Origin of the sequence: Acinetobacter sp. CS-2 (genome assembly GCF_016599715.1) — a bacterium.
GTDB lineage: Bacteria > Pseudomonadota > Gammaproteobacteria > Pseudomonadales > Moraxellaceae > Acinetobacter.
In genome coordinates, this window is sequence record NZ_CP067019.1 from 1,628,519 (window position 1) to 1,644,313 (window position 15,795).

Annotated in this window: 11 protein-coding genes; 6 read left to right on the forward strand and 5 right to left on the reverse strand. The window is 40.6% G+C overall.

The annotated features are described in order from the left end of the window. Positions 1–16: 16 nt before the first annotated feature. The 4 genes from sstT to plsB form a co-directional block, all read right to left on the reverse strand. Positions 17–1,210 carry a serine/threonine transporter SstT gene (sstT, locus tag JFY49_RS08195; protein ID WP_200224769.1) on the reverse strand — a complete coding sequence of 398 codons (1,194 nt, stop codon included), beginning with the start codon at positions 1,208–1,210 and terminating at the stop codon, positions 17–19. Positions 1,211–1,522: 312 nt separating this feature from the next. After that, complete coding sequence (locus JFY49_RS08200) at positions 1,523–3,247, reverse strand: SulP family inorganic anion transporter (protein ID WP_200224770.1); 1,725 nt, start codon at positions 3,245–3,247, stop codon at positions 1,523–1,525. Positions 3,248–3,348: 101 nt separating this feature from the next. Then, entirely contained in the window at positions 3,349–3,666 is a 318-nt protein-coding gene (locus tag JFY49_RS08205) for an ArsR/SmtB family transcription factor (protein WP_086196964.1), read from the reverse strand. A 199-nt stretch (positions 3,667–3,865) separates the two neighbouring features. After that, the gene (gene plsB, locus JFY49_RS08210) at positions 3,866–6,352 is read right to left on the reverse strand and encodes a glycerol-3-phosphate 1-O-acyltransferase PlsB (RefSeq protein ID WP_200222522.1); all 2,487 of its coding nucleotides are present in this window, start codon (positions 6,350–6,352) and stop codon (positions 3,866–3,868) included. Positions 6,353–6,618: 266 nt separating this feature from the next. Between plsB and cysK the strand changes: the two genes are divergently transcribed. Then, on the forward strand, positions 6,619–7,617 hold the full coding sequence (gene cysK / locus JFY49_RS08215; protein WP_200222523.1) for a cysteine synthase A: 999 nt from the start codon (positions 6,619–6,621) through the stop codon (positions 7,615–7,617). 628 nt (positions 7,618–8,245) lie between these two features. Next, positions 8,246–9,181, forward strand: a complete 936-nt coding sequence (locus JFY49_RS08220; protein ID WP_086196961.1) for a LysR substrate-binding domain-containing protein — start codon at positions 8,246–8,248, stop codon at positions 9,179–9,181. Positions 9,182–9,203: 22 nt separating this feature from the next. On the opposite strand, the gene JFY49_RS08225 is transcribed toward JFY49_RS08220, so the two are convergent. Next, positions 9,204–9,803 (reverse strand): TetR/AcrR family transcriptional regulator, encoded by a 600-nt coding sequence (locus JFY49_RS08225; RefSeq protein WP_086196960.1) that lies wholly within the window; start codon positions 9,801–9,803, stop codon positions 9,204–9,206. A gap of 722 nt (positions 9,804–10,525) precedes the next feature. Here JFY49_RS08225 and JFY49_RS08230 point away from each other — a divergent pair. The 4 genes from JFY49_RS08230 (at position 10,526) to JFY49_RS08245 (ending at position 15,768) form a co-directional block, all read left to right on the forward strand. Further along, positions 10,526–12,307 (forward strand): acyl-CoA dehydrogenase C-terminal domain-containing protein, encoded by a 1,782-nt coding sequence (locus JFY49_RS08230; RefSeq protein WP_200222524.1) that lies wholly within the window; start codon positions 10,526–10,528, stop codon positions 12,305–12,307. A gap of 105 nt (positions 12,308–12,412) precedes the next feature. Further along, positions 12,413–13,582 (forward strand): thiolase family protein, encoded by a 1,170-nt coding sequence (locus JFY49_RS08235; RefSeq protein WP_200222525.1) that lies wholly within the window; start codon positions 12,413–12,415, stop codon positions 13,580–13,582. Positions 13,583–13,701: 119 nt separating this feature from the next. Then, positions 13,702–15,201: a succinate CoA transferase gene (locus JFY49_RS08240; protein ID WP_200222526.1), complete on the forward strand. Its 1,500-nt coding sequence runs from the start codon at positions 13,702–13,704 to the stop codon at positions 15,199–15,201. A 225-nt stretch (positions 15,202–15,426) separates the two neighbouring features. Then, positions 15,427–15,768, forward strand: coding sequence for a hypothetical protein (locus JFY49_RS08245; RefSeq protein WP_200222527.1), 342 nt, complete (start codon positions 15,427–15,429; stop codon positions 15,766–15,768). Positions 15,769–15,795 lie beyond the last annotated feature (27 nt).

Here is a 15,795-nt window from a genome sequence, read left to right on the forward strand (position 1 = left end):
CTTAATAATGACTATCTTAATCCAAACCGCGGTCAACGGCAGCAGTAAATAGCACATCTGTTGAAGAATTTAATGCAGTTTCTGTTGAATCCTGCAATACGCTAATCACCATACCAATGGCTACCACTTGCATGGCGACATCCGAACTGATCCCAAACAGGCCACAAGCGACAGGAATCAGCAATAAAGATCCACCGGCAACACCGGAAGCACCACAAGCTGAAATGGTTGCCAGTACCGATAAAACCAGCATGGTGGTGAAATCCACCGAAATACTCAATGTATTCACAGTGGCTAAGGTGAGAACGGTAATGGTAACAGCAGCCCCCGCCATATTAATCGTTGCTCCTAAAGGAATGGCAACGCTGGCTGTAGATTCAGCAACACCTAAACGTTTGGCCAAATCCAGATTCACAGGAATATTGGCTGCCGAACTGCGAGTAAAAAACGCCGTAATGCCACTTTCGCGTAAACATTGTAAAACCAGTGGATAGGGATTTGCACGGGTCACAAAGGCCACCATCATTGGATTGACTACCAATGCCACAAACAACATGGTGCCAATCAATACTACTAACAATTGTGCATAGCTCTCAAACGTACTTAATCCAGCTTCTGCAAAGGTCACGGCAACCAGACCAAAAATACCCACCGGGGCAAAATTGATGACCAAACGGATCACGCTATTGACGGCATTTGCAGCATCGGTGAGCAATACTTTTGTTGAGTCATGGGCATGACGGAATGCAACCCCCAAAGCAACAGCCCAGGCCAAAATACCAATAAAGTTGGCTTCACTAATCGCAACCACAGGATTGGCCACAAAACTTAAAAGCAGGTTTTTTAAGATTTCAATCAGACTACCTGGTGGTTGCAAGTCTGCATTTGCGGGAATATCCAGAAACAAGGTACTTGGAAAAATGATACTGGCAATTACAGCACTTAATGCAGCCAGTAACATTCCAATCGCATACATTAGTATGATGGGTTTAATTTTCGCGCTATGTCCGACTTTAAAATTAGCAATAGAGGCTAAAACCAGCACAAAAACTAAAATGGGTGCAACAGATTTAAGTGCTTTAATAAACAGTTCACCTAACAGGCTTAAATAAGGAGCCAGATTCGGGAACAAAACAGCAACACCAATACCGAGAATAATGGCGATAATAATTCGGGAGACTAAACTCAAACGCATTAAAGCAGAAAACATAAAGGTGCCTTGTTACAAATACGAGGACTAAAAAATCACAAAAATATTCGGCATTTTATACCTAAAAGTGATATGGCTAAAAAATAATTTCCATATAAAAACTAACTGCTTATTTTTAAAGTTGATATTTTTAGTTTTTCATCAAATTTTACCATATTTTTTAAATATTCAAATAATACAAATGCTTCCGATTATTCTACTGTGTTGTATTCTGTTAAAAGATTCTATTTTCAAGCTCTTAATAAAATATCAAAGGCAGTCTCAAAAAAACCACAGCAGAAATTGAGTGAGATCATTTATATCTGATTTGTCTTAAAATACTTCCGGGGAAAGTTCTTGCATGGCCTGAAAATGCGAAAGATAAATCCGGCCACTTAAGTGATGCAGCAGTTTTGAATGTTGTAATTTATCCATTACGGGGCCCTTAATTTCGGAAAAATTCAGTTTGATGTCCAGTTTATTGAGTTCGGCATTGAGGTCTTCCAGCATTTCCAGCGCGCTCAGATCAATGGCACTAATACTGGAGCAGTTAATGACCACATGCTCTAAATCTGTATACTGACTCACGGCATTAATCAGAAAACCTTTAAAGGTATTGGCATTTAGAAAGGTCAGATTTTCATCTATCCGCATGGACAGGACTGTGTCTGAGGTCAGTACCTGATGACGCTGTATATTTCTAAAATGCTGGGTTCCTTCAACCAGACCAATGACGGCAATATGCGGGCGGCTGATCCGCCACAGCAGCAGAATAAAGGTAGAAACAATACCCAGTAGCAAACCAGTCGAGATATCGATGCAGAGCACACCAAAGAAGGTAATCCACATGGCAATACCATCAGCTTTGGAATAACGCCAGGTTTCAATAAAGGGCTTGAAATCAACCAGTTTCCAGATGGAAACAATAATGGTTGCTGCCAGAATGCCTAAAGGCAAATCACGGAAAAAGCCGGTAAAATAAAGACTGACCACCACAATAAGCAGAGATGAAATGACCCCTGCCAGCGGAGTTTTGGCACCGGCATCTGCATTGACCACCGTGCGCGATAAGCTTCCGGTAACCGGAAATGCTGAGCTGAGCCCGGCACTTAAATTGGATAAACCCAATGCGATCAGTTCCTGGTTACTATTTAAATGACTGCGTTGCTGTAGGGCAGTCGCTTGAGCAATAGATAAAGACTCGACAAAGCTGATCATGGCGATCATTGCTGCACCGGGTAACAAGGTAATGACCAGATCCAGATTCCAGTAGGGCATACTCAGCGGGGGAAAACCTGAGGGGATTTCTCCTACCGTTTTAATGCCTACGGCTTTTAAATCCAGAAAATAGACCGCCGCAATTGAAATTACCACCAAACTTAAAGGCAAGGCTTTCGTCAGAAATGCAGTCGACCCTATTCGGCTTTGCACAGCATTGGACTGTAAAACTTTAGGGAAATAAATCAGAAAAATGAGCGCAAGCATGCCAAAGATCAAAGAGGAGAAATTGCTGTACCTTAGATATTGCCAAACGCTGACTACAAACTCAGGGATATTATTGGCCTTTAAAGGTACATCGACCAGAAATTTGAATTGACCCAAAGCAATCAGCAGCGCAGAGGCAATAATAAAACTCTTGATGACCGGATGACTAATCAGCTGAATCAGAAAGCCAAATCGAAATATCCCGAGCAATAAGGAAATGACACCCACCATTACTGCAAGCAGGCAGGCTGCCTGTATATAAACCGGCGAGCCAACCTCAAATAAGGGATTGAGTGTCGCGAAAGTCATCATGGAAATAATCGCGACCGGGCCAATAGAAAGCGTAGGACTGCTCCCGACCATGGCGTAAATGATCATGGGTAAAATACTGGCATACAGTCCCGTAATGGGCGGTAGTCCTGCCAGCATGGCATAGGCCATACCTTGCGGAACCAGCATTGCGATGACAATTAGGGCTGAAAGAAGGTCAGATTTAAACTTGGCGTGGTTGTAGGTACGCAGCCAGCGCCAAGCCGGTAATAGCGCCGTTAAGCGAGAATTTAAATCTGACATATCTAAAGCTAAATCACTATCTTAGATATATTATGCATAAAAAATGCTAAGAAGTCTTATCAGGACGATTACATCTTCTCAATTTTCTTTTATTTATATGATTAAATTAAATTTTTAGGACAATAGAGTTGATATAGGGTATTGAGGACCTGAACCAGTTTTTCATCTTTAATGGAATAAAAAATCTGTTTTCCATCACGACGTGTAGTCACCATATCGCTTTTACGTAGCATCATCAGTTGCTGTGATAAGGTAGGCTGGCTTATTTTTGTCGTCTGTTCTATTTGGGAGACATTTAATTCTTGTTTGGCAAGATGACATAAAATAAGTAAACGATCTGTATTGGCTAATGATTTTAATATTGTGACAACAACATCAATAGACTCATGCATAGAAGCAATTTCAAGATCGGTGTTCATACAGCATTTCCATACTACGCAACAGTAACTTAGGCAGTATACTGCCTGATTAATCTCATATAGGATGAAAATGTAACATTTTCAATGGTTTTTTATGAAAGTAATTATCAGATATTCTTATATCCATTAAAATAAGGCATTTAATCCAGATTAAATGCCTGATAGCAATGCAAAATATGATTCATCAATTTTTATGGGTCTATTTAAATCCTTTTAATTCTTTTTCATTAAAATGCACGGCTTCAGTGATTGCCTGACGCGTTTCAGGATTATACCAGTTAAAAATTGCAGACATTTTTTCTTCAAAATCATCGCTAATGACAAAATGATTTTCTTGAGTACTGAGCAGACTTTTTTCTTTTAATATAGCAATAAAGCTTTTTAATGTGGCGCTGTCAAAATAATAACCGGCCTGAATCTTTTTGGTTTGTGACAGTTTGTTCAGTACAGCTTTACCCATTTTCTCCAGTTCTTTCAGGCTCAGTGCTTGCAGCGAAGCATACTGCTGAAGTAATGCAGCAATCATCGTCATGTTATTCAGGCTAGAAGCAGACAAATGAGCCAATGTTACAAGCTGGTTTTGCATGTGTTCATCGGCTGGGATAGAAAGGGTTTGATCCTGACGAACAATCCAGCCTAAATGTTCTAAACCTTTTATAATGAGTGTGATTTCTTTTTCTAATTCATCCATAGACCATTTTAAGAAAAATTCTTCTTTAAAATAGGGATAGATACTTTTAACACTATCAATTAAATAATGCGTAGAGATTTTTTTATATGAATGCACCAGCATTGCAATTAATGCCGGTAAAATAAAACAGTGTAGAATATTATTACTAAAATAACTTAATAGAATTTTTTGACTTTCGGCAACGCGCACCCAGTTTTGGTTATTTTGGCTGAAGATTTCAACCTGTTTTAATTTTGCAGCATATTGAATAATCTCTGTGCTCGATAATTCTGTCATGATCATTTTTGCATCATATTTCGTTATTTTTAATAAATGACGATATTGATCAATTTTTCCGATTAAATCATGTTCAGTTAAAGCATGATGTTCGGCATTCAATAAAATCAGCGAGATTAAAGAGATTGGATTAATCACTACTGCTTTATTAATATTTTCCAGAATTGAGTTGGCAACCTGATTGACTGTTTGAATGACTGGCTGAGGTAATTCATCATGAATGTTGAGTTTAATATCACTGGCTTGATGTTCAGCTAAAACCTGATCCAGAAAAACCGGTTCCCCAAAATTGACGTGTACCTGACCAAAAACTTTTTCAATTTTACGGACTGAACTCAAGATGCCCCAGATCGATTCGGCTTCTTTGGGTTTGCCATTCAGTTCATTTAAATAAGAGGTGCCTTCAATCAGTTTTTCATAACCAAAATAGGTCGGAATAAAGGCTATCGGCTTGGTTGCACCACGTAAATGGCTTTGTACCGTCATCGACAGCATGCCTTTTTTCGGTGGTAACAGCAGACCAGTCCGTGAGCGTCCACCTTCAATAAAGTATTCCAAAGGCGTGTTACGCGACAATAAACTATGTAAATATTCTTTAAAAACAGAAGTATATAACTCATTTCCACTAAAGGTGCGCCGGATGAAATAAGCACCGCCACCACGCATGATCTGACCGACCACAGGCAAGTTGAGGTTAATGCCTGCCGCAATATGCGGCACCATCAAGCCACGGTTAAAAATCACATAAGACAGCAGTAAATAATCGATATGACTGCGATGGCATGGGGTATAAACAATTTCGTAATCTTTGGCCAGCTCGCGGACGGTATCGAAATTATGCACTTCAATTCCATCATAAAGTTGCGTCCAGAGTTTGGTCAGCGCCAGTTCGGCAAAACGTAGGGTAGAATAGGAAAAGTCCGACACCACTTCGGTTAAATAGCCTTTGGCACGGTTCTCTGCTTCGAACATGCTGATTTTGTTGTCAATACTTTCTTTACGAATAGCATCTTGCACCGTTTCGGTTTTCATTAACTTGTTAATGAGATTACGGCGGTCGGATAAGTCGGGACCTAAAATGGCTTCTTTGTATTTATTGAAATTGCTATTGAGTTCCTTGACCACAGAATGTGCCGGGGAAAAGTTTGGATATTCAATTTTAGATTTTTCTATAGCTGCTCTTAGGGAAAGCGGTTTGTGAAATTCAATATAGTTTTCACGGCTATATAAAGAAATATTCAAGGCCTGCTTTAATTTGGACGGTGTCGCCCAGGCATCGGCAAATAAGGCTTTAAACCAGGAGTCTTCATATTCGGGTGAGCGGCCCCATAAAACCGTCACCGGAACCAGTTCAATATCGTATGCGGGATATTTTTCCAGAGCTTCAATTAGCCGAATGAGCTTGGCTGAATAATGATAGGTTTGATTTTGTGAGTTGGGGAGGTTTAAAGCCAGAATAGAATCATCTTCCTGCAACTCCTGAATGCTGAAAGGCGTAAAAACAGAAGGCAGTTGGCGTGCTTTGGCTTCAGTATCAATCAGGACCGTGTTGCTTAAGGATGCATCTTGTAATACATAGCAAATTATTTTTTTATCTTTTTGATATTCTAAGGTTTTTTTTAATTCTTCAGTATTGCCCAAGACTTGAGGAGTCACAATTTTATCTAAAATTTTCTGTGTAAATTGTCGATAGAACCGGCTATAACTCTTATGAGACATGTGATTCCCTAAATCAGTTTTCATTTGCTGGATATTGTGTGCAATTGCATGAATAAATACAAACTTTATTGATGACAATTACGTCATTTAAGTGGTAATTCTTTGGTCAATATTACAAGCTTATCGGTTTAAAAAGCATTGTTTTTTAGATTGAAATCACAACTTAAGTTGAATAAGCATAGCAATAGAAAAACTTATCTTGAAAGTGTAAATGGCTTATGATGAGCGCATGACTTTAAAATCAAAAGACAGCTCAAGGAGTTAAAATGAGTACTGATTCTGCTTTTCCAGCACCGAACAATTTAGCCATAGCGGTTTATAGTGATAATGCTGAAGCGATTGGCAATACACCTTTAATTCGTATTAATCGTGCCATTTCATCCGATGCAACCGTATTGGCAAAAGTTGAAAGCCGTAATCCGGCATTCTCGGTGAAATGTCGGGTAGGTGCCGCTTTAATTGCAGATGCTGAAGAAAAAGGTTTGCTTAAACCGGGCATGCATATTGTCGAGCCAACCAGTGGCAATACCGGTATTGCACTGGCATTTGTTGCAGCTGCTAAAGGTTATGACATTACCTTAACCATGCCTGCAAGCATGAGTGTTGAGCGCCGTAAGGTGCTGAAGGCTTTTGGTGCAAATCTGGTACTGACTGAGCCGGCCAAAGGCATGAAAGGTGCGGTCGATGAAGCAGTACGTTTAGCCACTGAACAACCGGATGTGTATTTTTTACCGCAACAATTTGAAAACCCGGCCAACCCGAAAATCCATGAACAGACCACAGGCCCCGAAATTTGGGAAGCTACTGGCGGTAAAGTCGATATCTTGGTATCTGGCGTCGGTACGGGTGGCACTATTTCTGGTATTTCACGTTATTTTGAACAGGTAAAAAATCAACCGCTTTATTCGGTTGCTGTGGAACCTGCGGAATCACCGATTATTGGTCAGGCGAAACGTGGCGAGCCATTGACTCCGGGACCGCATAAAATTCAGGGCATTGGCGCCAACTTTATTCCTAAAAACCTGGATCTGGATTTAGTGGATGAAGTGATTGCGATTGAAAGTGCTACAGCTATTGAATGGGCACGCAAAACAGCAACCCATGACGGTATTCTGGTGGGTATTTCAAGTGGTGCAGCCATGGCAGCCGCAGCTCAATTGGCAGCACGTCCTGAAAATGCCGGTAAAAACATTGTGGTAATTTTACCGGATGCCGGTGAGCGTTATTTATCTTCGGTGTTATTTGAAGATATTTCAGCAGAATAATTGCTGTAGGCTTTTAAAGTTTGACTTAAATTTGAGGCGTTCAGGTTTAAGTCAAACCGTTTGAGTGATGTGTTTCTTTAGATCTCTTTCATAAATCAAAAAATGTTCAATGTTAGATATTTTAAATCAGCACGGCTTCATTTGATTAATTTAATTTTTTACCTTCTCGTAGGCAGTTTCTCTACTTTTGAAAGGTCAAAAGTAGACAAAAACCTTTTGTTTCCCATACACGACATCCTTGTCGTGATGGGAAACGTATGGCATTCATGCCACACTCATGAATCTAATATCGACTAAAAATCTATTTTCAATTTTAGCTTTACGAACGATTTTTAGTTTTTAAAATGATTTATGAAAGAAGCCTTTTCATCCATCCTTTTTATTTCTCTTACACAGACTTGAAATATATTTCAAGTCCGCTCAGGGAGAAAAATAAAGAGGGTATCAACAAGGGTGAAAGCAGTCTGTTATGTTATTTTGATTTTTATTGATAGAATTTATTTTATAAGCTTCAGCCAAAGCTTATTCACATGGCATGCTATTTCGGTATAAATGGACATTGGAAATAGCACTCAAAAGGTAGATGATGTATTGCCTCTACAAATTAAAGATTTAGGGATTTGAATCGGTGTTTGAGCTCGACTGTAAATTACTCAGCGTTTTTCTTTATATTTATAAATATAAAAGTGTTTCCGTCGCGGCTGAATATCTGGCCATGAGTCAGCCCACGGTCAGCAATATCCTGAATAAAATCCGCCAGCATTATAATGACCCACTTTTTTTAAGAATCGGCAATGAAATGGTGCCGACTGAACTGTCGAAACAGCTGTTCCCACTGGTCAGTGAAGCCTTAAGTAAAGTTGAAATCATCAATAATTTCACCGTTGATTTTGACCAGACTACTTCACAGCAGAAATTTACTATTGCCATGACCGATGTGTCGCATTTGGTGTTATTGCCTAAAATTTCCCAATATTTAAAACAGCATGCTTCAAATATTCGTTTAAATGTTCGCGCCATTACTTCTGAAACCAGTTATCAAATGGCCAATGGAGAAATTGATTTGGCGATTGGTTTTTTACCCCATCTGGAAAATGGTTTTTATCAGCAAAAACTGTTTGAGCAATATTATGTGGTGATTGCATCCAAAAACCATCCGCGGCTGAGCGAAAACAGTCTAAGCACTGAACAATATATCAATGAACCCCATATCGATATTGATGCCGGAATGGGGCATTATCATATTGAAAATGAATTGTTAAATTTAGAACTGAAACGTAATATCTTGATGCGCTTGCCCAGTTATCTGGGCGTTGGTCTGGTGGTACAGGAAACAGATGCAATTGCGACCGTACCTTATTATTTAAGTGAAGTGTTATTGTCGCGCGGCAATTTACAGATTTTTGATGCACCGATTACTTTTCCCACCTATGCAGTCAAGCAATATTGGCATATGTCCTGCCATCACAAGACCAGCCATCAATGGCTGAGACAGATGTGTTATGAATTGTTCTCGAAAATGAATGACCTGGATGACCCTATGCATAAAATCATTCATCAATAATTGATTTATTGAAACCCGGCCATCAAGAAATTTTATCCGGGGTCATTAAGGCCTGGTTAATATACAGTTTAATCAGGCGTTCACGTGAACCAATGGCTTTCTGGTAATGGGTTGAATTAAGCAACAAGGAAGCACCATAGGTGACCGTCCAGATATAAGACAAATAGTCGCGAATCGACATGGCACTATTGAAGGATTTCAGATATTCGTCGGTCATGTCCTTAATTTCAATAATCCGCTCTTCACGTACCCGATAAAGCTGTTCAAATAATTCTTTCAGCTTGCGTTCATTATTGGTTAAGCGTTCTTCAATCACATGCAATAAAATGGTCCGGTTGGAATTTAACATGTTGTAGAGCATGTACTGTGAAACATAGGTTTTAATATTATTTTTATATTTTTTTGAAATTTCCAATAATCTTTTTTCATTCAAGATGATCAGTTCTAAATAGAGCTGATTCTTGCTTTTAAAATGTTTATAAATGGTCCCTTTGGCAATATCCAGCTCACACGCAAGTTCTGCCAAGGTAATGTCCTGATTATTATCCAGCAACAGTGTTTCTGCCATGGCTAAAATTTTCTCTTTGCGTAATTGAAAATTTTGTTGGCGTACCGTATTCATCGCAAGTCCCAGAAAGACATAAAAAAAGCCAATTTAAAATATACCGATATCAAGCCTATGACAACCCAACTAATGTCTGATATGAGCTAAAAACAAAGCACTGCTTTGTTTTTAGCGCAAGAGAATAATAAAAAGCACTGCTTTGTTTTTGACTCAAGAAAATAAAAAGCACTTTTTTGTTTTAATGCAAGAGAGGCAATATAAACTGATGGTTAACGAAGCACATTAAATCAGCTTAGATTTGCAATTGCATAGCACAAAATAAAAGTCAATCAGTGAGAACCTGAGAGGTCAATAATCATCAATAAAATTCCAATTACCGCATAATTATTTTATTGTCTTTTTGCGTTGAAAAAAGGGATTAACCCATAAAACGCAAAGAGCAGATATGCTGATTTAACCGTATTTCATTCACATATTTAAGCTTAGGCTTGATGGTGAGTGGTTCAGTTTAAAGTGATTTACAGAAACCATGTTTTATTCGTTGCTCATAATAGTAATGATGAAATGATTCTGAACACTCGAGCTGATGAGTAAAGTTTTTAAACCTGATTCTCGCTGCATTCATTTTTTCTTCATGGATGTTGCAAACTGCGCGAATGGTCAAATTTTACTTAGAGAGATGTACGTGAGAATAAATCCGTTATTTCAGTATAGGTTCTTACAACTTTAAAAAGCACTTCACTATTTTTAATGCGAAGTCTTCACATAAGGAAAGCAATATGCCTATTTATAACGCACCCCTTAAAGACATGGAATTTATTTTAAATGATGTATTTAAGGCAGATGAATTCTGGCAGGGTAATGAAAACCTCGCTCATTTAGATATGGCAACGGCTAATGCGATTTTAGAGGAAATGGCCAAGTTTTCTAAAAACGTCATCCTTGATTTAAACCGCAGCAGTGATGAAGAAGGCGGCGCACAGTTTAATAATGGCGTGGTGACTACACCTAAAGGTTTTAAAGAAGCATTTAAACAGTTTGCCGAAGGTGGCTGGGTGGGTCTGGGGGCACCTGAAGAATGGGGCGGTCAGGGCATGCCTAAAATGCTGACGGTACTGGCTGATGAAATGATCTGGAGTACGAACCCCTCATTTATGCTCTATCCATTACTGACTGTGGGTGCAGGTATGGCGATTAATGACCGTGCTTCCCAAGAACAAAAAGAGACTTATCTACCAAAATTCTACACCGGTGAATGGTCAGGTACTATGTGCCTGACAGAACCGCATTCTGGTACAGATCTCGGGTTGATCAAAACCAAAGCAGAACCGAATGAAGATGGTTCATTCAATATTACCGGGACTAAAATCTTTATTACCAGTGGTGAACACGACCTGTCTGAAAACATCATTCACCTGGTTCTGGCAAAAACACCGAATGCACCGGCTGGCTCACGCGGTATTTCCTTATTCATCGTGCCTAAATTCCATGTCAATGCAGATGGATCGGTGGGTGAACGTAATGCCGTATCTGCCGGTTCTATCGAACATAAGATGGGGATTAAGGGATCTGCAACTTGCGTGATGAACTTTGATGGTGCCAAAGGTTATATCGTTGGTAAGGAAAATGAAGGTCTGGCAGCCATGTTCGTGATGATGAACTACGAACGCTTATCTATGGGGATTCAAGGCATTGGTGCGGCTGAATTTGCCTATCAAAATGCTGCACAATATGCCACAGACCGTTTGCAGGGCCGTTCGGCAACTGGTGCAAAAGCACCTGAAAAACCAGCCGATTCTATTTTAGTGCATGGCGATGTGCGTCGTATGTTGCTGAATGCTCGTGCCAACAACGAAGCATCACGCGCCTTTGCTGTTTATGTCGGTCAACAGCTCGACATCACCAAATACTCAACCGATGCTGAAGCAGTACGTAAAGCCAATGACCGTGTTGCACTGTTAACCCCAATTGCAAAAGCCTACTTAACCGACAAGGCACTTGATTCAAGCCTGGAAGCACAAATGGTGTTTGGTGGTCACGGTTATATTCGTGAATGGGGCATGGAACAATGTATTCGTGACTTGCGCATTTCCCAAATTTACGAAGGCACCAACGGCGTTCAGGCGATTGACCTGATTGGCCGTAAGACCATCAAATGCGGTGGTGCATACCTTGCTGAATACATTGTGGAAATTCGTGAGTTTGCACAAGCTTTAGATGATGCCTTGCCAATTAAAGCCGCTACATTAGATGTGTGTACACAAGTTGAAGACATTACCGCTTTCATTGTGAACCATGCAAAAACAGCGCCAGAGTTCTCTAATGCTGTAGCAGTGGATTACTTGCATGTAGTGGGATTACTTAGCTTTGTCTATATGTATGCGCGTATTAGCCAGGCCGCTCAACCAAAAGCGGAAGCGTTCTTCAAGAACAAACTGGTGTTAGCGCAGTATTATGTAGCCAAAGTTTTACCTGACCTGGCTGCACGTGTACAACGTATTCAAGCCGGTGCCGATGTAGTGATGCAGTTACCAGAGGAATACTTTACTGCCCAATCTTAAGTTTGGCACGATGCTTTAATACAGGGTTTAATAAAGATGGAAATGACATGAGCTGAAGGTATAGCTCATGTCACACAACAAGATTGATAAATTAGGATGGAAAAAATGATTGTTATTGTAAATGGTGTTCGTACAGCAATGGGTGGCTTCCAAGGAGCACTGTCTCCATGTACAGCACCAGATTTAGGTGCAGCAGCTATTAAAGAAGCTGTAGAGCGTTCCGGCTTGCAACCAACCGATATTGATGAAGTGATTTTTGGCTGTGTACTTCCGGCCGGTTTAAAACAGGGTCCGGCCCGCCAAGCCATGCGTCAGGCAGGTTTACCTGATAGTACGGGTGCAACCACCATTAATAAAATTTGTGGTTCAGGCATGAAAGCGGTGATGCAGGCTGCTGATGCCATTAAAGCCGGTTCTGCTGAAATTGTAGTTGCAGGCGGTATGGAATCGATGAGTAATGCGCCATATCTACTGGACAAGGCGCGTGCCGGTTATCGTATGGGGCATGGCAAAATCACCGATCATATGTTTCAGGAAGGTCTGGAAGATGCTGAAACCGGTCTTTCCATGGGTATTCTTGCACAAGAAATGGCAGATAAAAAAGGTTATACCCGCGAACAGCAAGATGCCTTTGCCATCAGCTCGTTGAATAAAGCGGTCACTGCCATCAACAATGGTTATTTTAAAGAAGAAATCGTGCCTGTAACCGTGTCTTCACGTAAAGGTGATGTAGTTGTTGAGCAAGACGAACAACCGCTGAATGCCAAGGCCGATAAAATTCCAACTTTACGTCCTGCATTTAAAAAAGATGGCACCATTACTGCCGCCAATTCCAGTTCGATTTCAGATGGTGCGTCGGCTTTAGTGCTGACTTCAGAGGAAATTGCGGCACAACGGGGATTAAAACCACTGGCAAAAATTGTCGCTTATGGCTCCAACTCACAACATCCTACAGAATTCAGTATTGCACCAGTCGGTGCGATTGAAAAAGTATTGAAAAAAGCCGGCTGGGATGCTCAGGAGGTTGACCTTTGGGAAATCAATGAAGCATTTGCCATGGTGGCGATGGCTGCGATAGATGCGTTCAATCTGGATGAAGCAAAAGTGAACATCAATGGTGGTGCTTGCGCATTGGGTCATCCACTCGGTTCATCCGGTTCACGTATTATCGTGACTTTAGTACATGCCCTAAAACGTACCCGTGGTAAAAAAGGCATTGCCAGTTTATGTATTGGTGGCGGTGAAGCAACCGCGGTTGCAGTCGAGCTGATCTAAAAAGTCTCTATCAGCGTAGAGCGATAAGTAACGAATTAGAATTTAATAAGCAATAACAACCAACATTCCAGCACGCCGGGATGGTGAAAAACAATATGTTTATTTTTGAGATTTTTATTATGAATGGTTTAGATCGCATTCGCTTAGTCTCCCTTCGCGACAAAATTATGTCTGCTGAACAAGCGATTAAATTGATTCAAGACGGTGCTGTAGTCGGTTTAAGTGGTTTTGGTGGTGCAGGTGAGGCAAAAGCAGTACCGTTGGCTCTGGCTGAACATGCCAAAGAGCATCCCTTGAAAATTACCTTGGCGACAGGTGCCAGCCTGGGCAATAAAATTGATGGCCGTTTAAATGAAGCTCATGCAATTGAGCGTCGTTATCCTTATCAGGCTGATCCCGGTCTGCGTAAATCCATCAATGCTGGTGAGGTGATGTATATCGATCAGCATTTGTCTGAAATGGCCGATAACATCCGTCATCACAACTTGCCGTCGATTAATGTAGCAATTATTGCAGCAACGGCGATTACTGAAGATGGGCAGATTATTCCAACCGGTTCATGCGGTAACTCGGCCAACTTTGTGGAAATGGCAGATCATGTGATTGTCGAAATTGACAATACCATTAATCCGGTGCTGGAAGGCGTACATGACATTTATGTACCGAAAGCCCGTCCGAACCGCGCACCGATTCCGTTGATTCATGCGGGTGACCGGATTGGAACGGTTGGGATTCAGGTTAGTCCGGAAAAGATTTCAGCGATTGTGCTGAATGATATTCCTGATACCTCTTTTAACATGGATGAACCGGATCAGGATACTTTGGCCATTGCCAAACATCTGATTCAGTTTTTTGAAGGCGAAGTGGCAGCCGGGCGTTTACCGGAAAATTTAGGCCCATTACAGTCTGGAGTTGGTTCGATTGCCAATGCGGTTTTTTCAGGTTTTGAACATTCCAATTTTCATGACTTGGAAATGTATTCGGAAGTGTTACAGGACTGTACTTTTGAGTTGATTGATTCAGGTAAAATGACCTTTGCTTCAGGCTGTTCAATGACCTTGTCAGATTCTTGTGCACAACATGTGATGCAGAATTTTGAACAATACAAAGACAAAATTGTGCTGCGTCCGCAGGAAATTTCCAATAATCCTGAAATCATCCGCCGTTTGGGGATTATTGCCATTAATACCGCGCTTGAGTTTGATATCTACGGTAACGTCAATTCTACCCATGTCACCGGTACAAAAATGATGAATGGTATTGGTGGTTCGGGCGACTTTACCCGGCATGCCCATATAGCAATTTTTGTGACCAAATCGGTCGCCAAAGGTGGGGCTATTTCATCTGTAGTTCCAATGGTCAGCCATACTGACCATACCGATCATGATGTTGATATTTTGGTGACAGAAAACGGTCTGGCAGATTTACGCGGTCTGGCTCCGCGTGAGCGTGCCCGCAAGATTATCGATTTATGTGCGCATCCTGATTATCGCGATGAACTGAATGATTATTTTGAACGCGCTTGCCAGCGTGGTGGGCAAACCCCGCATCTTCTTGAAGAAACCTTGTCTTGGCATGCAACATTTGAAGAGACTGGAAACATGCATAAAACTGCATAAAGATAGCTAAATGTATAAAACAAAACCCATCTTATGATGGGTTTTTTAATTCCTAATCTAATTCTAAATTAAGTTTTTATGAATGAAATGTGGAGAGAATTTTCAAAAAATGACGAAGGCAAGACAGATTCATTACGGCTGAAACGCTTTGCCTACAAGATCTCGCTTAACCCTCAGAGGGTTCTTTCTATAATGACTGCATCGTAACATTCAAGGTCTTAAATTTTGAAATATCTTCAATATTTTTCAGGAATCTCATTAGCACTGTTGTTAACTGCGTGTACCACTGAAGCATCGGATTATCAGGGGAACTGGAAAAACACCCTGGAAAATCCAAAACTGGAAAATATCCTGGTCATTTCCAAGAATGGTGACAATTATTTCATTACCAATACGATTAAAGATAAAGCAACGGGTAAAACTGAAAAGAAAAATCCTGTACCTGCCTCAGTGGGTAAAAATGGTTTTCTTGAGGTGAATGCTGGTGCGGCTATGGTTGATTTTGCAATTGATGAGAAAACCGGCAATCTGGTGGGTTCAGGCTCGGTCTATAAGAAAGCAAAATAACGCATAAAAGCAATAATTAACAAAACA